Source organism: Filobacillus milosensis, assembly GCF_004402015.1.
Taxonomy (GTDB): Bacteria; Bacillota; Bacilli; order Bacillales; family Alkalibacillaceae; genus Filobacillus; species Filobacillus milosensis.
Map to the genome: position 1 here is coordinate 1 of NZ_SOPW01000023.1, position 22,555 is coordinate 22,555.

At 31.5% G+C, this 22,555-nt stretch carries 20 protein-coding genes, 3 pseudogenes and 1 riboswitch; of the genes and pseudogenes, 8 read left to right on the plus strand and 15 right to left on the minus strand.

Translation table 11 applies throughout. The annotated features are described in order from the left end of the window. Positions 1-376: 376 nt before the first annotated feature. Positions 377-1,645 (plus strand): PIN-like domain-containing protein, encoded by a 1,269-nt coding sequence (locus E3U55_RS15475; RefSeq protein WP_134341397.1) that lies wholly within the window; start codon positions 377-379, stop codon positions 1,643-1,645. Here E3U55_RS15475 and E3U55_RS15480 read toward each other — a convergent pair. Next, positions 1,642-2,183 (minus strand): annotated as a pseudogene (locus tag E3U55_RS15480) (site-specific integrase). The gene E3U55_RS15475 and the pseudogene E3U55_RS15480 sit on opposite strands and share 4 nt — an antisense overlap. A gap of 376 nt (positions 2,184-2,559) precedes the next feature. Here E3U55_RS15480 and E3U55_RS15485 point away from each other — a divergent pair. Further along, complete coding sequence (locus tag E3U55_RS15485) at positions 2,560-3,294, plus strand: copper amine oxidase N-terminal domain-containing protein (RefSeq protein ID WP_134341398.1); 735 nt, start codon at positions 2,560-2,562, stop codon at positions 3,292-3,294. Positions 3,295-3,378: 84 nt separating this feature from the next. Here E3U55_RS15485 and E3U55_RS17760 read toward each other — a convergent pair whose 3' ends face one another. The 4 genes and pseudogenes from E3U55_RS17760 to E3U55_RS15495 form a co-directional block, all read right to left on the minus strand. Next, a complete protein-coding gene (locus tag E3U55_RS17760; protein WP_228547592.1) occupies positions 3,379-3,612 on the minus strand; it encodes an excalibur calcium-binding domain-containing protein in 234 nt (77 codons plus the stop codon). Then, a pseudogene (locus tag E3U55_RS17995) lies at positions 3,607-4,392 on the minus strand (stalk domain-containing protein); the annotation flags it as partial. The pseudogene E3U55_RS17995 and the gene E3U55_RS17760, both read right to left, overlap by 6 nt. Before the next feature lie 165 nt (positions 4,393-4,557). Next, entirely contained in the window at positions 4,558-4,695 is a 138-nt protein-coding gene (locus tag E3U55_RS17455) for a hypothetical protein (protein ID WP_153801965.1), read from the minus strand. A 31-nt stretch (positions 4,696-4,726) separates the two neighbouring features. Beyond that, positions 4,727-6,004: a helix-turn-helix domain-containing protein gene (locus tag E3U55_RS15495; RefSeq protein WP_134341400.1), complete on the minus strand. Its 1,278-nt coding sequence runs from the start codon at positions 6,002-6,004 to the stop codon at positions 4,727-4,729. A 536-nt stretch (positions 6,005-6,540) separates the two neighbouring features. Here E3U55_RS15495 and E3U55_RS18000 point away from each other — a divergent pair. Beyond that, positions 6,541-6,720, plus strand: a pseudogene (locus E3U55_RS18000) (DUF6710 family protein); the annotation flags it as partial. A 613-nt stretch (positions 6,721-7,333) separates the two neighbouring features. On the opposite strand, the gene E3U55_RS17855 reads toward E3U55_RS18000, so the two are convergent. Then, positions 7,334-7,465: a hypothetical protein gene (locus E3U55_RS17855; RefSeq protein ID WP_267195392.1), complete on the minus strand. Its 132-nt coding sequence runs from the start codon at positions 7,463-7,465 to the stop codon at positions 7,334-7,336. A 384-nt stretch (positions 7,466-7,849) separates the two neighbouring features. Between E3U55_RS17855 and E3U55_RS15500 the strand changes: the two genes are divergently transcribed. After that, a complete protein-coding gene (locus E3U55_RS15500; RefSeq protein ID WP_134341401.1) occupies positions 7,850-8,677 on the plus strand; it encodes a hypothetical protein in 828 nt (275 codons plus the stop codon). 85 nt (positions 8,678-8,762) lie between these two features. Then, a complete protein-coding gene (locus E3U55_RS15505) occupies positions 8,763-9,377 on the plus strand; it encodes a hypothetical protein (protein WP_134341402.1) in 615 nt (204 codons plus the stop codon). 647 nt (positions 9,378-10,024) lie between these two features. Here E3U55_RS15505 and E3U55_RS15510 read toward each other — a convergent pair. The 3 genes from E3U55_RS15510 to E3U55_RS15520 are packed head-to-tail and all read right to left on the minus strand — an operon-like array spanning position 10,025 to position 13,412. Then, on the minus strand, positions 10,025-10,990 hold the full coding sequence (locus E3U55_RS15510; RefSeq protein ID WP_134341403.1) for a tyrosine-type recombinase/integrase: 966 nt from the start codon (positions 10,988-10,990) through the stop codon (positions 10,025-10,027). A gap of 13 nt (positions 10,991-11,003) precedes the next feature. Then, positions 11,004-12,080, minus strand: a complete 1,077-nt coding sequence (locus E3U55_RS15515) for a tyrosine-type recombinase/integrase (protein ID WP_134341404.1) — start codon at positions 12,078-12,080, stop codon at positions 11,004-11,006. 3 nt (positions 12,081-12,083) lie between these two features. Then, positions 12,084-13,412, minus strand: a complete 1,329-nt coding sequence (locus E3U55_RS15520) for a tyrosine-type recombinase/integrase (RefSeq protein WP_134341405.1) — start codon at positions 13,410-13,412, stop codon at positions 12,084-12,086. A 434-nt stretch (positions 13,413-13,846) separates the two neighbouring features. Between E3U55_RS15520 and E3U55_RS15525 the strand changes: the two genes are divergently transcribed. The 3 genes from E3U55_RS15525 (at position 13,847) to E3U55_RS15530 (ending at position 15,202) form a co-directional block, all read left to right on the plus strand. Continuing rightward, a complete protein-coding gene (locus tag E3U55_RS15525) occupies positions 13,847-14,695 on the plus strand; it encodes a hypothetical protein (protein WP_134341406.1) in 849 nt (282 codons plus the stop codon). An 87-nt stretch (positions 14,696-14,782) separates the two neighbouring features. After that, positions 14,783-14,929 (plus strand): hypothetical protein, encoded by a 147-nt coding sequence (locus E3U55_RS17460; protein ID WP_153801966.1) that lies wholly within the window; start codon positions 14,783-14,785, stop codon positions 14,927-14,929. 30 nt (positions 14,930-14,959) lie between these two features. Further along, complete coding sequence (locus E3U55_RS15530; RefSeq protein WP_134341407.1) at positions 14,960-15,202, plus strand: helix-turn-helix domain-containing protein; 243 nt, start codon at positions 14,960-14,962, stop codon at positions 15,200-15,202. Between the two features lie 725 nt (positions 15,203-15,927). Here E3U55_RS15530 and E3U55_RS15535 read toward each other — a convergent pair. From E3U55_RS15535 to E3U55_RS15560, 6 genes are all read right to left on the minus strand, one after another. After that, a complete protein-coding gene (locus tag E3U55_RS15535; protein WP_134341408.1) occupies positions 15,928-18,006 on the minus strand; it encodes an HD domain-containing phosphohydrolase in 2,079 nt (692 codons plus the stop codon). Beyond that, on the minus strand, positions 18,003-18,530 hold the full coding sequence (locus E3U55_RS15540; protein WP_134341409.1) for a DUF5317 family protein: 528 nt from the start codon (positions 18,528-18,530) through the stop codon (positions 18,003-18,005). The genes E3U55_RS15535 and E3U55_RS15540 overlap by 4 nt, the downstream gene beginning before the upstream one ends. Before the next feature lie 190 nt (positions 18,531-18,720). Continuing rightward, the gene (locus E3U55_RS15545; protein ID WP_134341410.1) at positions 18,721-19,488 is read right to left on the minus strand and encodes a PP2C family protein-serine/threonine phosphatase; all 768 of its coding nucleotides are present in this window, start codon (positions 19,486-19,488) and stop codon (positions 18,721-18,723) included. Next, positions 19,488-19,799 carry an STAS domain-containing protein gene (locus E3U55_RS15550; RefSeq protein WP_194840949.1) on the minus strand — a complete coding sequence of 104 codons (312 nt, stop codon included), beginning with the start codon at positions 19,797-19,799 and terminating at the stop codon, positions 19,488-19,490. The genes E3U55_RS15545 and E3U55_RS15550 overlap by 1 nt, the downstream gene beginning before the upstream one ends. Positions 19,800-19,905: 106 nt before the next feature. Then, positions 19,906-19,988: riboswitch (cyclic di-GMP riboswitch) on the minus strand. 116 nt (positions 19,989-20,104) lie between these two features. Next, positions 20,105-20,422: an STAS domain-containing protein gene (locus E3U55_RS15555; RefSeq protein ID WP_134341412.1), complete on the minus strand. Its 318-nt coding sequence runs from the start codon at positions 20,420-20,422 to the stop codon at positions 20,105-20,107. A gap of 16 nt (positions 20,423-20,438) precedes the next feature. Beyond that, the gene (locus E3U55_RS15560) at positions 20,439-22,502 is read right to left on the minus strand and encodes a FapA family protein (RefSeq protein ID WP_134341413.1); all 2,064 of its coding nucleotides are present in this window, start codon (positions 22,500-22,502) and stop codon (positions 20,439-20,441) included. Positions 22,503-22,555: the final 53 nt, after the last annotated feature.

A 22,555-nucleotide genomic window follows, 5' to 3' on the forward strand; every position in this document is an offset into this window, starting at 1 on the left:
CTCTTCATCTTCGGGTCTTGAAGGCATGCATTTACAAGGTGCGATGACAATTTTCACCGCTAATGTAAAACGTATACTAAAACTTAAAACATAAAAGAACAATACAAATTTCTAACTTATATCAAAAAATAGCTGTTTCGGACATTTAGAAATCCGAAACAGCTATTTTTTTTAGCTCACAATTAAGTTTCTTGAAAAACTGACAGTTTTTCAGTGGCCTCATTTTTAATGGGCTTTTCTTTTTTATTAAGCACTTTTACTTTAATTTGAAACGGTACGTTTTAGGAAAAATAAGTAAGATTGTTAATTATAAATATTTAGTATATTATTAAAATAGTTATTTTTTATATTATTAAATGGATGTTGGGGTGTATACATGCTTAAAAATGAATTTATTATTTTTAATTACGAGAAGAAGCATTTTGATAATTTATGGGACGATTGTTTGTTCGTATTTGATACAAATGTTCTACTAAATATGTATCGATACTCAGAAAATGTAAGAGATAGTTTCTTTGAAGTATATAATCATTTAAACGGGCGAATTTGGATCCCCTATCATGTAGCTCTTGAATTTCATTCAAATAGAAAAAAGGTCATAATTGAACAACAGAACATATATGATCAAGTAATTTCAGCTGTAAATACTGGTTTTGAAGAATTCGAAAAAAAGTTTTCTTCTAAAATAAATAATAAAATTAAATTTCATACAACTATTGATATTAGCGATATTCAAAATAAGTACAATAAATTTTTTAATAAACTAATCGATGAATTAGATAGCAAAAAAGAAAACCACCCAAATTTTTTAGAGAAAGATCCAATATTATCGAAATTAGAATCTTTATTTTCCAATAAGGTCGGCAAGCCTTATACTCAAGAAAAATTGAATGAAATATTTGAAACAGGAGAAGAACGTTTCAGAAAAAAAATTCCACCAGGGTATGAAGATGCACAAGACAAAAAAGACATTATACAATATTTCAATGGCATTGAATATAAAAAAGAGTATGGAGACCTTATAATTTGGAATCAAATTATTGATAAATCTTATAAAGAAAATAAACCAATAATTTTTGTAACTGACGATTCCAAAAAAGATTGGTGGCAAGAAGATGGTGGAAGAAAAAGTCCACGAATAGAATTATTGAGTGAATTTTATTATAAAACAAATCAACACGTATATATCTATAATTCTAATGCGTTTTTAGAATTCGCAGATAAATACTATAACACAGATTTTGAAGAGGATATTTTTAATGAAGTAATAAATATAAATACAAACTATTCATACAATCTTTTGTATGAAATACCCAAAAGTGACTTAATTGAATACCTAAATAACGAAGAAAAGATAAAAATCAAATACCTTTTTGAAGCAGTTGAAGATAGTATAAGTTTAGATTATGCTATACAGTCACTTTATGATGAACTAAACAAAAAATTTATCAGCCCTAGTCATGATTATAAAGTAGGAGACAAAGTACTACATAAAAGATTTGGAGAAGGGATCATCATGGAGACTGGAAATCTAAAAAATAATTTTCAGGAATTAGAAGTACTATTTTTTAATGATAATGAACACAGAAAAATGATTAGTCTCGCACCTATGACCAAAAAACCTTCTCCAGACTTTGATTCCTAAAGACTAAAGTTAAGTACAGCTTCATCTATTACGTCTTGATTTATGCCTATATATCTTAATGTTATAGATGGAGCTGAGTGGTTAAATATTTCTTGTAACAATGCTACATCTTTAGTTTTTTGGTAAAAGTGGTATCCAAATGTTTTACGTAAAGTATGAGTCACTATGTCTTCTATTCCAACTTCTTTTGCAGCTTTATTAATTATTTTATAGGCTTGAACCCTTTTAATAGGCTCATTCGATCTCCTAGACTTAAATAAATAGCATTCCTCACTCATGTTTTCGACATATTTGTCAATATGGTTTCTTAAATCATTGTTAATTCTAAACGCTTAACTTTACCTGTTTTTTGTTCATGAATACTTATATGGGTTTTATTCTTTACATCAATAACTTTTAATTTTAGTAGATCACTGATTCGTAAACCTGTATTAATTCCGATAGTAAACATGAACCAATCTCGGTAAGATTGCTTTAATAAAATTAATTTTATCTGATTTATAACCTCTGGATCTCTAATTGGCTGAACTTCATTCATTTACTTTCCCCCTTTAATGTGTTTCCTTTAAATTTATGTAAGTAATACAATATGTTTATTAAATTAATAAAAAGCAACAGCATTTTTATAAAAATGCTGTTATAACAAGGTTTGTAGTGATATTTGTTAGGAAACATAATATACATTGAGTTTCCTTGCGTAGTATCATAACTCAAAAGTTTTGACACTCAAATAGCCTAGTATTAAGACCAATACTTACAGAGTGTTATAAACTTATATTCAAGTATAAGGTGGTTTATTTGTTGAAGGATAAGTAAAGAATGCAATACTTTATAATTATTAGAATTAAAGGAAATTTATCCCTTTACGTCGAAATTTAGTATATAAGAAAATTTACTAAAAGGGGAGAGTTACTGTGAAAAAAGTAGTCTCAACGGTATTAGTGACTATGTTGCTGACTGTTTTTGTCTTCATCAGAACAGATGCGACAGAGGTTATCATGAAAAAAATAGAAGTTGCCATTAATAATGTTAAAATCTTTGCTAATGGTCATGAGGTTTCGGAAGATAATTTTGTATATAACGGAACCACATATGTACCTCTGCGTGCAGTATCTGAATCGCTAGGCATGGTAGTTTATTATGATGGTGCCAATGGAATCATAAACATTGAGGGAGAAAATACAAATTCTCAAAAGGTTAAAATTTATGCTGAAATAATGAACCATTATAAAAGATCAGGAGATTTATACGAAATGTTAAGTGATACTTCTGAAAGTTTATTTCTATCATCTGAAGGTTGGAACCAAACTCAAAGTAAACAACAGTTTATTAAAGCTCAGGAAAGCTTGAATAAAACAATCGATTTTCATAATAACTTAATCACTATTACTAATAAATTAGAGGTGAAAATTAATAACTACAACGAAAATCTAAGTTCTATGGATGAAATCTTTTCAAAAGGAGCTTCAGCAATTGATAATTATAAAAAAGCCTTTAATCAACTAGATATGTATATTGAAACGGGAAAAGATTCTTATTTTGATAATTATCTTGAATATCAAAATCAAGGTTTTTATGACGCTCTAGAAGCTGAGAGCATCTCATTTGATGAGTACATGAAATATTATAATAAATTATTAAATAGTTAATAATAAGGAAAAGACACTCTTTTTAAATGGAGTGTCTTTTCCTTATTCATGTGTTTTTATATTTTTTAGTATACGTCAGACGGCCTATGGTAAACTTTCACACGCTACACCATTTCCATCTCTGTCTAAACGGTGTCGATCTGATTCGGGACCACTCGCGGCTTCAAAAAATGCTTGAGCGTCATCATGTGTATCAAAATCTCCACAATTTTTATCTTGCCCGTACGGATCATAAGGGCCGGTGTACTCACTGACATTACTATCTGTTTCATTTCCTTCTGCATGGTCTACATCATCATTAACGTTACCGTCAATCACAAATAATACACGAGTGCCATCAGTATATGCTTCTAATTCATTACCCACCCAACTACCTGCTCCTCGATTGTCAGGAGGGTCAACATAAGCTACACTAGCTCCTTCTCCGCCTTCATCACACATAGCCATAGGCCATTCGTCTCTGTCATAGCCATCTTTGGTAGGAATACCATCAAGTGATTCCTCTCTATTGTCTTCAGCATCTGCTCTATCAATCGTGCATATAGCAGATGCGCCAGCTTCAATAGAAGATTCTATATGAGCTGCAGTTTCAGGATAACGATCGACAGGAAAATTAAGTATGACATCATATGTAGCAACGTTCTTTCCAGTTGATGTGATTGTTATGGTCCTAGCTTCTCCGTCCCAATTAACATCAGCACCTAATGATTCGCTCACAAACCGTAACGGAACCATGGTTCTATTATCTATTATTTGTGCTGGCACAGATAAGTCATTTATTTTTCCGTTTACAATCGGCTGTGTTGAACCTATCTGTAAACTTATTTCAATTTCGTTTTTTATTGCTGTAACAGTACTTGTTGATTGATCCCATTTAATAGTTGCACCTAGTTCTTCAAATATACCTCGCATTGGTACGGTTGTAGAATTATTTACTATGGTTGGTTCAGTATCATAAGACTGTGTTTCTCCATCAATAATGACAGTAATGTCTTGATTCGACTCTGCAAATGAATAAGACGGTACTAACATCATTAATAATATAAGTGATGAGAATAACTTAAATATTACTTTCATATCATTAATCCTCCCTTTCATAAATATAAAAACACATCAAAGTAATCTTGGTGTGTTTTACTTATTGAGTACATATATATTTTTTATTATAACAGCATAAGAAAATATTGGAAAATATAAATTTATCATACTTAAAGTATGAATAGTGGCACTGAAAAAGAGCAGCCACGATAGCCACTCTTTGTTCTAATACTCTCCATCATGCTCTGAAGAAGTATTAGGATCTGGATTAGGAGGCGGTAACTGTTTTCCATCCGCATTTATGGTCCCGCTCGCGCCAATTAAAACTATAGAAAGAATCGTGATTTGTAAAAACTTTCTCATGTATTAATCTCTCCTTTTTATGTTAATTAAATTAAATGATAAACAATTGTTTGTAGGAATGGTTAGCTTGATCTAAATAATAGGAAGCTTGTTTATACTTGTTAATAGATTGGTAATAATCGCTTAAACGCTCAGAAAATTTGGCTATATATTCATGATTATTGACCTTGATAAAGTAAGCTAAAGCGTCATTTATCATATAGCTTTCGAAATCGCCTTCGAGCTCATTTAATACATAATCGTAATACTTTAAATTATAGTAATGTTTCTTAATATCAGGTTCAGCTTCTCTATTGCTAAAGTTAGTAAGTATGGAAAGTCCTTTATCAAGCCATTTTTTGCAATCCGTTATTTTGAACAATTTATAATATTCTTCGACAATCGATACTATTGTATTTAATGTTGATTCTGCAGATTCATTCTCAATTTCATAACTGGATAATAAATGTTGAATAGCTTCATTATGTTTACCTTCTGATATTTTAATCTGTGCTAAATTGTGTTCAATGTTAGAACGTAATTGATTATATTGGTGTGCATCAGATAATTTTTTTGCTCTTTCATAATGTTTTATAGCCTGATCATTATTATGTAATCTACAATAGCTAACACCTAGAACGATGTGGCAACAGGCCCACTCTTTGACACGAAAATGGTCTTTGTAAATTTCTAATGCCTGTTCAGCATAAAATAAGGCAGTCGCATCTTTACGGCCATTTGATAACGTCAAGCTATATAGGTAATACACATCAGCTTTTTCAATACTACTAATTGACGAATATTGTTTGAAACTGTTAAGTGTTTGAGCTAGATAATTCTCAGCTGTAACCATATTGTTAACTACATAATAGTAATTCGCCACGTGTTTTAAATAATAGAATTTATATTTAGAACTAAAGTCATTATATAATGGGCCGAGTGTTTCTATTAATGCTGGAACCTCTTCAAGTTTGTTTGTAATAATAAAAAACCTAATTTGATTGATTAAGAATGCTACTTTTAGATAAGCATCGTTATCGTTTATCTTTTTAGATAATTCACAATACATTTCTTTTGATTGTTCTCTATCATTATTTAATAAACATTCTTCCCATTGATTTAATAAGTTAATTACATGTTTTTCGTTGTCACCATGATGGAGATCTACATTTAGCTTGTCCAAAAGAAGTTCGTAAACATCTTTATGAGGTTCAATTTGTAGATTTTCTATTCTTGATAAATACGATACCGATATAATGCCGTCAGCTAATGCTTTTTGTGAAATCCCTTTTTGTAGTCTATGAAGTTTAATAAGTGTACCAATGTGCATTATGTTCACCCTTCTCTGACAATCACTAGACTATTGACCTACTATTATTATACAAAAAATAACTTAATTTTGCTTTAAAATGGTATAAAGGGGTTGAATTTTCGCAAATCAATTAGAAATAAATAAATAAAACACATACTTTAGACCACATTTTCGCAATATTTCTTAATTCTGAGTCCATAAAAGAGAGCAGAAACTTAATGCTACTCTAAATTAGCACATGCAAATGACGGACCTCACATGATTGAATTCCTTTAAATGTTACACATTTTCTAACTACAAAAGGAGAGGTTTTGACATTAAATTATTAAAGCAATTTTTTAACCACAGCATTATGAAGATGGCAAATAAGGTAATTGAAGGGGGACTCCCTCAACGCATTTATGATGTAATTTACACACTCGGAAAAGAGAAACAAGCAATGTTCATTAATCAATGTATCAACAATAAGCCTTAGGAAAAATTTATATACAAATATTTGGAACTTCCTATTCACTTAAACTCATGAACATTAATTTTATCTAACAAAATTTGATAATGAGGATAGGAACGTTGCTACAATTGAATCTCACTCAGACTTAAAAGAATTAAAACTACATCCAAAAGATACATTATTGTTTCCAGTCCCCTGGCATCAAGATCGGTTAACAAATGCGTTTAAGAACGTAGGGGGAAACGCTAATAATGAGTGGGAATATGATGATATGAACCATTGAATCACGTATATTCAACTGTTAAATATAGGATTATTGTACGGTGGTAATCACTTCATAGCAATGAATGTAATACACTCGGAAGCAGAAAATTCCTATTACTGAATGTATACTTTAGAACCAATATATAAAGACATCTTTACAGATGGGCCACACTTCAAACTTATGTATAATGAACAGATACTCACGAAACAAAACATGTTGAATTCACAGCAGTCTTTGAAATCAGGCGTCTCTTAGAACAACAAGGAATAACGAAACACATTATTCTTTAATGTAATTCAATGTTTTCACAAAAACTAATGAATTTCACTCAAAAAACAGCAATTAATCAAGTTGTTTTCACAACTTAAACATCAACAATTGCATAAAAAAATATGTTACGATTTTTATTGACTAAGGAGGGTGTAACACATATACTGATGCATATGTCGGTGCATCAAATATCTTCCTTGAAGTCGTCCATATTTCGCAATTTTTTTGAGGAAGCCATAAGCTTTCTCTTTTTTTTTTTGAATAACTACGTTAAGAACTATCCAATAAATATACTTATCTATATTTTATGCTGTAGCGCTCGATTATCTCAAGTGTGTTAGCATAGTCATTCTATAAACCGTCAACCTCTGGGTTGTTCTGTTGCTTTGATAAATTCATAAAACTTTTCAATCATTCTTTCTGACGAAAAACATTCAATATCATACGTTAACCCTTCATGTTCCTCAATTTTGATACCATAAACTGTGTCCATAAAATCATCTACTTCAAATGTGGTTTTCTAACACCTTCTTTTTTAAAAAACACAAAAAGACAACCTAATGGGTCATTTGGTTAAAAACACAATTAAATCGTATCTACCAACCCAAAGGTTGTCTTCATAATGGTTAGCACCGGTCTATAATAAACCGTCGGAAAAAATTAAAATAAGAAAATGTTAGTTAATTAATGTTATACCAAAACATTATTATACTGCAAATCTCTTTATTCATAAATGGTAGATAAAGGTTTCGCAAGTAGTCTATTAAAAGGTGTGTTTATTGTTGATAAATTTAATAGTTTTTACAACCTCAATTTTCACAAAATTGGAAAAATATATGCTATCATTTATGCAAATCTATTAAAGGAGGAATACAAAATGAAAGGTAAAGTATTGTTGAAGAGGTTGAGTGCATTATTATTGATAATTTCGTTTGTTTTTATTGGGCTAGCATCAACGGTATCTGCAAATGAAAAGACAGAAGAAGAAATTCAAGAAGAAATTCATGATGTAATGTCTGGAATAAAAGATCTTAGAGCTGAAGGTGCCACTAATGAAGATATTAAAAAGTATCTAAAAAAGAATGGTCATGTTGACACTAAAGTGAAAAGTTGGAAAGTAGATAAAGAAGGAAATAGAATAAGTCAGGACAATGACATGAGTACTAATGCTCTTGATAAATCTGATAGAAAATTGAACCTTTGGGCTACTAGACATGATCGCCAATATAATTATTGGATTGTTTATGCTGAAGTTACTGATGATTGGGGAGATGAAGATTATCCCGGAAGTGATGACTTGGTTTCAATTCACTGGGATCCAGATGTATTTAGGTTTTCAGATGAGAATGTGTCAGAAACTAATAGGGATTGGATAGGCTTAGCTTCATCTGCGGGTATTAATAATGGTGCAGCGGTTTTTTATTTAGATGATAATGATGTTTTTAGATCTACTAATGGTTATACTGCATCGGCTTGGGTAATATTAGAGGCTGAACAAACGGGTGTAATGACTAATACAGGCATGGATTTTATCCATACGTTTAATCAAGAAAATGAAACTGAAAACCTATCTTATCATGCAAATATTGATTTTGGTGGAAGTGAGTTTGGTGGAGGCGCAGGTGCTAGCTATAGTATTTCAACTTCCTACGATGAAACTTACTGGTCAACTGCAGATACTTATGAATTTTTAACTAGTTGGTAATATAATGTATAATGAAGGGGAAATTTCCCCTTCATTTTTTACATTTTTATATACATAATGAATAACTAACGACAAGGATGATACTTTGAGAAAAATAATATTCACATCATTAATCACATTAATATTTTTAAGTGCATGTACAAGTGAAGTAGATGATGATAATAGTATAACAAAATTAGAATTACATAGCGCTAATTTACTAACGTCATTTGGAGAGTTTGTTAATAATGAAGGCAAGTTATTGTGGAATCTAGTGCATAAATATGATGACTCCCCACAAATATCAAGTTCTTATATCGACGGATTCATGACTAGTCGTTCTGTAAAAACTAAAAAATTATTAAAGACTTCTTCTTTTGAAATATTATCGACTTATTATGATGATCAAACTCTAAAAGAAATCGAGAATTCCTTTAGTAATTTAAGGAACATGAATAAATTCTTAATGAGCTATTATAATAGTTTGGAAGCAAATGATGAAAAAAATGATGACTTGAGTCAAAAGTTAGAAAGTCTCTATTTATCTATTAGCAATATCGGTTCAGGAGGTAGCGATTCTTTAGTTTTATTTCATATTATAGATAACCCTGCTCGAATTACAGAAAATTATACAGATGAAGAAATAATTAATACTTTAAACAATATTAATAAACAAATTTCTGAAGTAATCAAATTAATTCAAAATGAAGAAACCACGTAAATATTATTTAACATATATACGTGGTTTCTTTAAGATTCAAGGATTTTATTGTTCCTCTTGAGCCTTAAATGTATGAAGGTTAAATTCAGATTGACTCATACCTCGCTTTTCCGCTTCTTCCTTTACCCACTGTTTAAGCTCTTTTGGTATATAGGCATGAATGGAGTCATAATCGCTATCAATGTCAATTCCGTATACATCTTACCCCACCGGTTTCATCTTAGAAAAAGTACACCTCAATATAGATATTTTATAAATAGCTATATTCCTTTATAATTCATTAATTTTACTTTGTATTAATATATCTGTAATTTCTTTGGTGCTAATACCAAGTTTTTTCGCAATTCTTTCAACAAGTGTCTCAATATTATAGTATTCTTTCATATTTTTAATCTTAGAGCTATTGATTGACCGATATCTTTACCGTTTGAATAACTTGTTTTCAAAACCGGGTCACATTCGTATAGCATTTTGACGCTCAAGTTCTTCAATAACATCTAGAACTGAATCTTTAAATTCTTCATCCTTACTCAAAGACATCTTACAACTCTCCATTCTCTTTATAAAATCTTTTGTCATTATTTATAATCGATTGTTTCATTATATTAGGGTGGTTTTTTTGAAATTTTAAAGTAGCATAATGTCTATCACTTTTTATATAACCTTATATTTTTATAAACATCTTTATTTACTTTTATCTCTACTCTTTCATTCCTAATAATATTTGGATCAATATAATGACTTGTAGAATGGATCTTTTTATGATTTAAAATTTGTTGAATGATGACTATTGCTACTCCACTATCCGCCATGATCGTAGCAAAAGAACGTCTAAAACTATGAAGGGTAAAATGAGGAAGGTTTGCTTTATCTAAAAAGTAGGTTAATAAGTCTTGTAACTCTTTACGCGACATATGCTTACCATTATGATTAATCAAATAGTCCTCTCCTTTTAATTTAGATTTATATATATATCTTTGAATCATTTGATTGTACCCTGTTCTTAAAGGAATAAAATGACTTGATTTATTTTTGGTTCGTTCTAGATAAATAAATTCATTCTGAAAGTCAATGTCTTTAACCTTTGTATTGATGATTTCTGATGGGCGACTACCTGTCGATATTAATAGGAGGAAGTATAAAGCATCTCTGCTTAGATTTGTACTGTGATTAATTAAACTCTGTACAAATTTTAATATATCATGTCTTGTAGGTATATAGTTATCTTTTTTGATTGGCTTCTGTTTGTAATCATCTATATCAAATGTCATTTGGTCCGTCAGAATCGGAAAATCATATTTTCTATATAAATATAAAAAGAAGTTCTGAAGAGCTGTCCTAGACCCTTGTAGCCAATTATAGCTTTTATATAGATTTTCCAAAAAATATTGTTCTAGGAGTTTCACATCTAGACGTGAATAAAACAAGAATTTACCAGAAGGACTTACCGTTTCATAAATTTGATTTAGATGGACTTCCTCATTAGGAGTTTCGGTTACTCGAGCCAAATATTCCAAAAACTGTTCCAACCTTTTCTTCAGGGTTCTTTTATAATTCTCCGAGTATCTGGAACCTAAATAAAATATATAAATTTCTTCTTTAAACGACTTCATGATTACACCACCATTAAATTAGTTCATTTAAAAGTTTTTCAAAAGGAAACGGGTAACCTTTCATAATTTCTTCCTTTAAATCTGCAGGGAAAAGCTTTGTATATTTAGCAGTAGTATGTGGATCTTCATGGCCAAGAATTTGCATTAAGTAGCTTTCCTTCATTCCAAATTTCAAACAATTCACCGCAAATGTATGGCGAAATGAATGCACCGTATAGTTTTTCCCTAACCCTATGTCATCAAACAATCCCCTTACTAAGTATTGCACACTTCTGTCTAACACTTTCTTTTCACGGACATGGCCTTCATCTTGTGAAAATAAATACCCATTGAGACCGGGTTTCCATTCAGTTACTCCAGAGATTTTTAAGTACTGAGTTATCGCATTTTTGACTTCCTTAAATATTGGAACATACCGTTCTTTATTTCCTTTACCTTTACGTATAAATATTATATTTTCATCCATGTTAAAGTCTTCTAGTTTTAAATTTGTTAATTCACTAACTCGACAGCCCGTCCCCAACAAAAATATCAACATGGCTCTTTTTCTGTAACCATAAGTTTTCTGAAGAGCGCCTTTTAATACTTTCTCTACCTGTTCATCATTCAAATATCTAGGTAATGACGTATCTGTCTGAATCGGTAATTTATATTTTAGATCTTTATCAGTATAGCCACTTTCAAACGCATAACCTAACATACTTCTCATGATAGCCATATATTTGTTAAGAGTATTTGCGGCTAATGTCTCACTTTTACGGGGTTGACTCTTCTCTAAAATTTCTAATATCGTATTCTCATTAAATTCATTAATTTGTAGATCAGGATAATGAGTAAGCACATAGTCCTTTACTCTTTTCAAGAAATTCCTGTAAGTATTTAGTGTGCTTTCACTTCGTCGACCAGTTGATCTTAATCTTGCTAAATTATCATTATATTCATCAATAACTTGATTTAAGGAAACGCTACTTAATTTTTTAGATAGATGAATGTCTTTCTTTTTAACTAACTCTAATAATTCCTCTACCGTAACACCAAGTTCATAACATAACACTTCATAATCAACTTGTGTTTGTCTTTGAATTGGCATGGTTTACTTCCTCCTATTCTTTAAGGGGCTATAATCTAGGGTATTGGCTAATAATCGTTGATTAGAACGATAGTAATAATAGTTAGTCGATTTCCAATCATTATGACCAACTATTTTCGCAACTCTTTCAAAACTGTATTCTTGTAAGGCATTAGTTATATAAGTATGTCTAAAGGCTTTAGCGGAATACCTCGACTCCCCGAATGTTCGAACATTGGCATCATAAAAAATCATATTGATAGAACTCGTAGAGATGGGTTGACCACTACAATTAACAATCAGGGCTTTCGTTTGAGGGTGGTATTGTTCTCGAATCTCCATATAATCATTGATCACCTGAATAACTTCAGGGCTAATCTTTATTTTTCGCTTTTCGCTTTTTTTGCACTTAAATGACAGGGTTCGTTCCACCTTATCAAAATCATCTATAGTGAGATTTTCAACTTCTATCGGACGACAACCGGTATCAACAATGATTAAAAATATAGCCAAATCCCTTATCACATGGTGCGAATGATCATAAATAGTATTCATCAATTTAATAATACTGTCTTTCGGTACATATTCATTAGCTCGGTTAGATCTTCCCCGCAAGTGACAAGGAATTCTATATTTTTGTTTAACTAAATTTCGGCTAAATAAAAATTTAACAAACTGTTGGATGGATTGAAGATAGACCCTTGCTGTAGACGCTTTTATTTCTTCTTTAACAATACGTTCAGATAACACTTTTTCGTAATCTTGAATGCAATTAATCAATAAAGTCTCTTGGTTGTCTTTAAGGAAGGTGTTAATATTAATCCCTTTTTCTTCTAAAAAGCGTTCAAAAACAACAACCCTTTTTATATTTTCAACCACTCGATAATTTTTAGATTCTAAAAATTGACGAAAATCATTAATAATGCGAGAATACTCCTTTTCTTTTCTCAACCTTCCTTTTCTTATGTTGGGAGTCTTCTTTTTATGTGTTTGCTGAATTACAGCGTGTTGCTCAAGACTATTAAGAAAACCTAAAGGCTTGGCTTTATTATCATGTAAATAATTAAGGTATTGAGTTATAAGTTTAACTTTCTTGATCAACACCTGCTCGGATATCTTCTTGAATTCATGCACACGCTTCAAATAATCAAAATACCCATGGCATTCATGAACCGTTAAATCTTTCCATCCTTTGCCATGATATAAGTAAAAATCAACGATAATATTTTTTTGATACTTCCGATTACCTACATTCTGAATATTTAAGTGTGACAGAAATTCAGATATATAATTGTAATCTGTAAGATCAGCTAATGGTACTTCCTCATTTTCAGTTTTTTTAATTAGTTCCAAGCCATTTACCTCCTAAGTTTTTAGACTAACGCTAGCTTTTATATGATAAAATAGGGTAAAACATTGAATGGATTATAAATAAACTCTGAAAGGCACAAAAAAATGCCTGGCATTATTTTGCCAGACATTTACAGAAATATTCGTGGAATCCCATTTCTACGAATATTTTCTTTATCAAACTAAAGTAAGTTGAAAATTCATTTTTTTGGTCACGAATAATTACAGAAAGGAGTGTTGTCTTATGTTGATTAAACTATTCTGTAAATTTCAACTTAATAGTAACATAAATAACTGGCAACTAAAATATTCTTTTATAAAAAATTTATTTGTTGATATCGTAACCTTAAAAATGGGAACAAAAACGGTTGAGCTCATTTGAGTCCAACCAAGATAATGTCGACCATATCGTCATATGATTAATTCGGTGATGAGTTTTGAGCAAATTAAATTCTAATTTCGGCATTATTCAAAAAGTAATAAACCAAGAGATGACAGAGAAAGAACTTTTTCATGATATTACTGACGAACAAGGTAGAATTATTGTTGATCTACCAGAAATAACATTAAGCAAACATCAGCCAAATATATTGAAAGAGTTTCTGCTTTCGTTATCTCTTGAAGGAAGGTTTAGAATACTATTTTCAAAAGAAATGTTGGGGATGCCTGAAAACACTTTCATAAAGAAATATGGTGTTAATAAAAAGATTATTCAAGTTTATAAAGGACTTAGAGAAATATCCGGGTCCAGTAAAAAAGGGGAAATACGGGATATCATTATAGAAGATCGACCAAAACTTGAAATATTGGCGACATTATTTCTATTTACACGAGTTCCTATCGAGTGGATGCTAAAAGAAAAACCTTGTGTAACGACATCTTGGAAGTCATACCCTTTCGAAATCCTCCCCGATGTTCTTATGACATTAGACGAATTGAATCAGTACTTAAAATCAACTAAAGAAGCTGCTATTTTAGATAAAACGAAACATACCAGACCTAACTTTCCTTATGTCTATGATGCAAGAAGCTTTATTCTAAATATTGATTCACGAGATATTTATTTAAAAGCTTTAATTTATAAAGGCGGAGAAATACTTGTTGAAATTTTTAATGATAACATTCAACCTCAGGCATTAATTAAGTTAAAACAATTACTAGCCCATTACGGTCCAATAATATTAGGGTATTGTGAAACGGTAGTAGAAAACCAACAAACGATAACGATGATTGCTAAAAGTCGAAAAAAGATAATTTGTCTCCCAATAGAATTTAAAGAGATTTAATAAGAACATAAAGGGTTGGGCTCAATTGAGCCCAACCCTTTAACTTAATCACAAACTGGTAAACCTTTTAGAAAAGGAGGTCTAATTTTGAGTAATAAACTTAAAGATAATCATTTATCCGTAGAATTAAGAAGAACACAAGCTTTAAAACTCATTGAAATCTGGATAAAAGACGAAAATGCATATTTGAGTAAGCTTGAAGAAAACAATGTAGCAAAAAATAATTTACGTTAACTACACTTTTTCTTAAGGAGGGGAATATTATTGAAAAAAGATGAAAGAACAAAGTATCAAACATGGGATTCTTTACCTGATACTTTAACAGCAAATCACATCTCACAATTCTTACAAATATCAAGAAGAAGAGTGTATGAATTATTTCAAATTCACGTCGAAGAAGGGGGGATACCTAATTTCGAAATTGGTGCATCAAAAAGAGTTACAAAAAAGGATTTTAAAAAGTGGATCTCATCAAGAATGAAGGAAAAAAACAATACTAATTCATAATTGACATTAATAATTTATTATCAATTTTGGTATTTAGACTTAGAAATAAAATTAAATGTTATAAAATGAAGTAATTATATTGTATATGATGAACTGCCAATCCTTCGATACCGACTTCCCAACTCTTATTACAAGAAAGTTCAAATTAAGTTTGTCATTTTTGAAGATGGAAGAATTCTCAGAAATGTTTTAAATGTAAATGAAAGAGTATTTATAATTTTATTGCTTACAGATGTTGATAAATGCGCAATATGTAGTATCGTTGTACTGCGCAACAAATAGGTCTGCTTGTTCTAAGTAAGCATTTCCATTAATTTAAATTTCCGAACTCTTGTAGCAACTCTTCAAACTATTGAACATTTACTAGATGATGCGAAAGTGAATTTCCAACATTTTTTTAAGAAGTTGATATAGATTGATAATGTTCAATAGATTGTTCTAATAGTAAAATTATTTTTGTTTGTTCAATTTTATTTCTATAATTTTTGTTAACTTTTCCTTTTATATAAACTAAATGTTAAGTTACTAAGTTTATTTTGTTACTATTATTTTTACCAACTAATGAAATATTGACCTTACCAAAAATTTCATAAGGCCTTCTTTAATCAAAAAGCTCTGCACATGAACAAATGAAAATTAAAAAGGAAGTTTATGCTGCCAATTAATTAAGAGATTTAGAAGACTCCTTATCAATATAAGATTAGGAGTCATATTTAAAAAATACCCTAAGAGGCATCGTTTGATTTTGTTTGTTTATCATCTTGTTGTAACCTATATTCTAATAAAATATGGGTTCCTTCTGAAGATGTATATAATTGTACTCGATCGGAAAAGTTAGCAATCATGTTAAACCCTTTCCCTAATGAAATTTTACTAGAGTAACCCGACACCAAAATCGTTTTCGGAATTTCATGAAGCGGAATACCTGACCCCTTATCTGAAATCAAATATTGTAATCTATCTTCCTTACAAAATACTTGTAACTTACCACTTGTTGCATGTTTAATTATGTTAGTAACGGTTTCAGTAACCGCAACTTGCGCCTTCATACTACTGATGTTTGTTGGATAATCATTTTGTATTAAGCTCATAAACTGACGACTCCTGGGTATATCGGATGAATTTTTGATTGGGGTTTCATCAATGTATTCACCCAATTGCTTTTGAATGCCTTCAACAGAAGAATGGAGTCTGATCTTTTCGTTTGATAATGTGTTTACTACCTGTTCATACGACTCAAGTATTTTTTGCTCAAGCTTTATTCGGTAATTTACAAAAGGTGTTAAATCATGAACAAATAACGTAACATCTCCATTTTCAAGAGGTTGAGCATGAATATCATACTTCGAATGACCACTTTGATAGGTTTCATGCACGGGTCTTTGATATTCTAATGACTTATCCGAAAGAGATTGTAAGAAATCTAACGAAATATTATGTCCACCCGAAGAAATAACACCATCATTAACTTGAATAAAGAATGATTCTCCAAAACCTTCTGCATGATCAGACGGTGATTCTACCTGACCCGTTCTTTTGTTTGAACGTGTATGATTTTCTCCCGTTTTATATTGTTTAAAAACTTCACGAACCATCTCTATATGGTATAATTCTATCTTTTTCACTAAAGTAGGATCCAGAATTGTACCTGATAAGTCTTTTAACAGTTCTAGGACTGTTTCATTATCGTCGTGACGTGATAAAAGGTGTTCCAACTCATTACATAAGGCAAGAATACGTGACTCACGTGGTATATCTTCTTCTTTTAGTCCTTTAGGAAACCCTTGGCCATCCCAACGTTCGTGATGATATAGAATCCATTCTGTAAACGATTCTTTTGGAAACATCGATTTAACTAAATCAACCGCCTTTTCTGGATGAGTCTCATATTCACGTTCTTCAGAGATCGTCAATGCCCCTCGTTTTCTAAAAATATGAGGAGGAAGCACTGATTTTCCAATATCATGAGTGATAGCGGCATGTATTAAGTCACTTCTCTTTCCTTTCGGGTATTCAAATTCATCCAAAAGCATTTCAACTATAGAAGCAACTCGATTACCATGACCCGTTAAAGTCGGTGAAATATTCTTTTCTAATACAGAAATAAATGATTGTGAAGAATTTTTTCTGAGTTCAATTTGTTGCGTGAGATATCTAGAAAAAAACACAATCACTAACAGGAAAAATAATGTATATAACACACTTATGTATATATCTAGGTGATCTTCTAAAATTAAAATTCTAGGAATAACCACAGAGCCTACAATTACGGGCAAAATGGTCTCTGTCGTGTACTCCTTCCATTTGGTAAACATCTTTTCATTGTAGACTGTTTTAAATATGCCTTCTAATAAGATTAAATTAGAAACTTCATACACTAAAACAACAGCTGCCACTGCTAATATCATGCTTATGTTATTTAATAAGCTCCAAGTTAATAGAGCTAAAGTTAAAGAAATAAAATACATCCCAATCGTTACGAAATAACGAAAGTAGTTTATTCGTAAACTTCTATGGTGCACATGGATAACAAATAATGTATAAGTGCTAATTGCTATGGCTAATAAACCGAATTCTAAACCAAAATTGATCGATACTAATAAGACTAACAAACCACTAATGATATAACGTTGACCGGTTGGCATCTTTATGGGTAAGTTCTCTAAAATAACAATAACTAATAGCATGAAAAGATATAAGAAGTAGTCTTGAGTCGACTCCCAAATTTTATATATAGAGAAAATAGGAGTTACACATGCAATTATGGTTAATGTTAAAGTATACCAATTTAACATTTTAGTCATGAATTGTCACCACTTCTCTTTATTAACGGTGAGTTAACCGTTAAAAAACGAATAAATCCGATTCCTACAAAGATATCACCAACGCTCATAACATAAGGTTTAAGCGGAACCCAGTCCGCTAACACCCACCAAAATTCACCTTCTTGTAATAATTGATGCCTAGAATCGCTTGAAAAATTTGTAGGATCTTGCCCAACCATATTCATAGCAGCTTCAGAAACCGGCATTAATCCCCCAAACACGATTAGTGCTAGAACATTCAATGATGCTCCAACAATGATCCACTTCACGCCGACCAAAGAGTGATTAGCTATTAATCCGATTAATAACCCTAAAAATGTCATAATAAAAATAATTTCATACTTTTGTTCTTGATAAAGTGCAATTAATGTCAGGATTATTTGGATCACAAAACAAAGAACAATAAGTCCGGACCAACGTAAAGTGATATTATGTTGTATTTTACTTGGGTTTCTTTTTAATAATAATGTTAAAATGAGGGCTGCCAAGATAGCATATATCATAATTCTAAGCTCCTTTATTACAAAAAATAGCTGATGATGAAGAGAGCATTCTCTCCCCATCATCACTAATCATTACCACCAAGGGCGGTGAACAATAGGACCCATAGCTAAAGCTACGATTCCAATAATAGTAAGTACGTTATATACTTTTGCTTTCATGTCATTCACCTCCTTTCATGATTAGGTGCTATTAAGTTCGTTTAATCGTTACCATGGTTGCATCGTCTCGTTGTTCATAGTTTGAATAGGTTAAAATACGGTTGGTTATGTTTTCTATTAAACAGGTGTTAGAGTTATGTTGATTAACCACATCGATAATGCGATCACGTCCAAATTGCTCATCCTTCTCATTTTTAGCCTCTGTAATACCGTCTGTAAAAATGAAGATGTAATCATTTGGTTGAAGCATCACAGTTTCTTCTTGAAAGTTATAATCTTGAATAAACCCTATAGCTATCCCTTTGGCTTGAAGCAATTCACTTGGTTGATTCATTCTTTTTAATACGGGTTGTGGGTGGCCAGCTGACGCATATGTAAAGGTATTTCGCTCGATGTCATACATGCCACAAAACAACGTCGTAAATGAACGCAGCAACTTAAAATCTTCAAATAAGGTTTGGTTAACCTTCCTTAAAAGTTCCGATGGACTTTCACTGTGGGGAGCTAACGTTCTTACTGCTGTTCTAAGCATGGCCATTTTTGTAAAAGCAGGAATTCCCTTCCCCATGACATCTCCTGCGAATACCCAATATTTTTGTTTGTTGTCTTCATATACAAAGTCATAATAGTCTCCGCTTAAATAATGAGCAGGCACTGTATGACCGTAACAGTGTAGAGATGAACATGGTGGGGCCGTATGTTGAAGAAGGACATTTTGTACTTTGGATGCTTCTTGAAGTTCACTCGTTATTCGTGGTGTTGTGATCGTATTTTGTGTATCCTCTAATTGCTTTTTCATTAGTTAAGCACATCCTCTAAAATTGTGAATACTCCCATTTCCTCCATCACTTCTTCTACATTTTGACGCAAATTAACAAAAGATAAATGTCGATTTTCATCTTTCCAATCAATAACTTTTCGTATGAGCAACCCAATCCCAGAAGAATCAATAAATGAAAGATCTTTTAGATCTAGCTGACAATTAGACACCGTTTGTTCATCGACCTTCTGGATAACGGTATCGATCGTGAAAATATCCAATTCACCTTCAATATAAATAATGACTTCATCTTCCGATATTGTTTTAGAAAATATATTAAAGCTACTCAATCTCAGTCACCTCTTTCTTTGTTAAGTCACGTTACTTCACAGTTAGCTATTTATAATAAAAAAAGCCCACCCGAATAAGGCGGACTTATAACTATATCCCGTCTTCTTCGGTAACCCAGCTGCCATAGCTTTTGCCTTAGGCCTGTGGCTTTGCGTCCCTACCTTTAGGTAGGTTTGCCATTATCGAAAGAACTTTTATATTATATAAATGATAGCATAACAGTTCTTGTATAATCAAGACTTTATACCTACAAAACGTAAGTAATTTACTGAATTTTAACCATTTTGTTATGATTTTACAAATATTAACTTTCAATGAATGTTTCTTTTCCTAAAATTTCGGTAATTTGAAGAATTTCAAATACGTCGTGAATATCCTGACTAATGTTTGAAATAGTGATATTTCCATCGTTTTCTCTTATTGTTTTCACTAGATTAATGAGTAATCCTACCCCAGAAGAGTCCACAAAGGGGACTTGTTCAAAATTTACGTTGATTTTTTTTGATTTCATTAACTGTGGTATTAATTTTTCATTGATGATTTTGGTGCCATCAATATCAAGATCACCTATTAATGTTACTTCTAATAAACTACTTTTCTCAAAACATTCATACTTTAGCATTTTGATTACACCTCTTCTAAATATTAGACAAAAAAATGTCCTCTGAATCATTTAATTTCGCAATAACATGCGTTTTTTCTTTATTGATTGAATATTTAGCATTCCCTATTTTTAGTATCGTTCCCTCTAGCGCTTTATTGATATGAATCATTTGGTCATCTGGTACAGATACAATGGTTTTAGTACCACTATTTGAACCGACTTCATTAATGGTAACACCTAATCTTCCGTAAACTTCTCCACCTCTCACAACACCTTTAACATTTAGGTGGCCTCCAGCATGAACTTTTGTGTTAATACAGCCCTTTCCAATAATGTTGATATCGCCACTACAATATAGACTACTATTATTAGATTCAGAGATTGTAATATAAGCATTGGGCTCTACAGGTAATTGTGCGAAATCAGACAACTCTTGCATTTTTATTGATAAATGTTTTAAACGATCCACAGATGTAATGTGGTTGGATAAGGTTAGGAAAATTTGTTTAAGTTCAATGGCTATTTGACACCATTCATCGCTAAGGTACTTTTCTCCATGATTTACGACTTCTATATATTTTTTCGCATGAGTGGTAAACCCTTTAAAACGTTTTTCAAGAAGTATAGTAATTAAGGGTTGTAACCCACTTACAGAAAAGTCATTAGACTTAAATGCTGGAGATTGAATTAGTTGCTTGATAAAAACCATCATTTTTTCAATCTGATGATGCATGATTCCGAGTAAATGCCCGAGTTCAACCATTAGCATATTACTTTTACCAGCGGCTAATTCTGAACTTATTACATTACCTTTTACTAAAATTGATTTAGACGTTGTTAAATTAGCATAACTAGTGGATTTATGGACAAAAATATCTCCATCAGCATCAACGAGCATATTGTCATCAACTTCTCCTAAAATCTCAACATCACCATGAAACCTAATGTTTCCTGAGGATAAATTAACATTGTCTCGATGAACGAGTTTAGGGACGATAGTTGCTTTAACAAGCTGACCCCTTTGTTCAATTGATGGTCTTCCGGATTCTGTCGCTACCAATTGATCATCCACTTCAATAATACCCTTCCCTGTAGTGGTTTTAATCGGAAATGTTTGTTGAGCTGGCAGAGGTTCATTGGTCACTGCAACCCCAGGAATCCCTGGCTTGGGTGGATGAATTTTGGCTATAATCTCACCCTTTTCGACAGTCGGTATTGATTTTGATTCCCTAAAATCAACTTTGCCATTTTCGTCTTCCACCAGTCCATTTTTAGGGTTTATTTCAACTAGAAATTCAACCCAACCATTGACACCTGGATGAGGTTTTAATCCTTTCGCAATAATGAACGTATTAGGTTCAATCGTTTTAGTAGCCTCTACTATTTCGTTATAATCAATGCCATAATTGATTCGAAGCAATTTTAGTTGTTGAACGACATCTTCTTCACTTAATGTATTCACTACTTCCTTTGTTTCGTCAAACGTTAATTCAATATGTTCAGCTGGCTCAATATCTTTAATTTGACGTTTAATGTCATAGCCTGGATTCACTTTAAGTATGGCACTTAACCCTTGATCTTCAAGATTCACGGTCCAATCGGTTTTTTTATTAGCAACCTCTTCAACTAGTAAATCGATTTGATCTTTCTCAGCAAGAATAGTTGATTTCTCTTTCACTCTCACATTATCTTTAAATAATGTAATACCTTCACTAATGGTTACTGTAGGGTATCTTCTTGAAGAATCCCTTACGAACAGTTGGCCATTTTCAACCCATACCTTACCTTCTAATTCAACTTGTTTAAGTGATGCTTCACTTCTTTCCCTTACATCCAAATTTTCATTTATTTCAGTATGTTCAATCACTTTTTCTATTGAATAATTTTGGCTTTCTGATGAATAACCTTCTTGAAGATGATTATGATGTTGATTTAAAGAAAGCTTAACAACCGCAGGTTTTTTACCAATTCCAATAAAACCTTTGGATTCCATTTGCATAATTTCAATATTTATTTCTTTCTTCTTAGCATCCATGATTTTTAAACCTAAATTAATAGCTTCTTCAATGTTTTTTCCTTTTGAAATAAATTGTTGCATATTTCTCGCCCCCTTTATCAGTTACTTATTAAAACAATTAATTTTTATTTAAA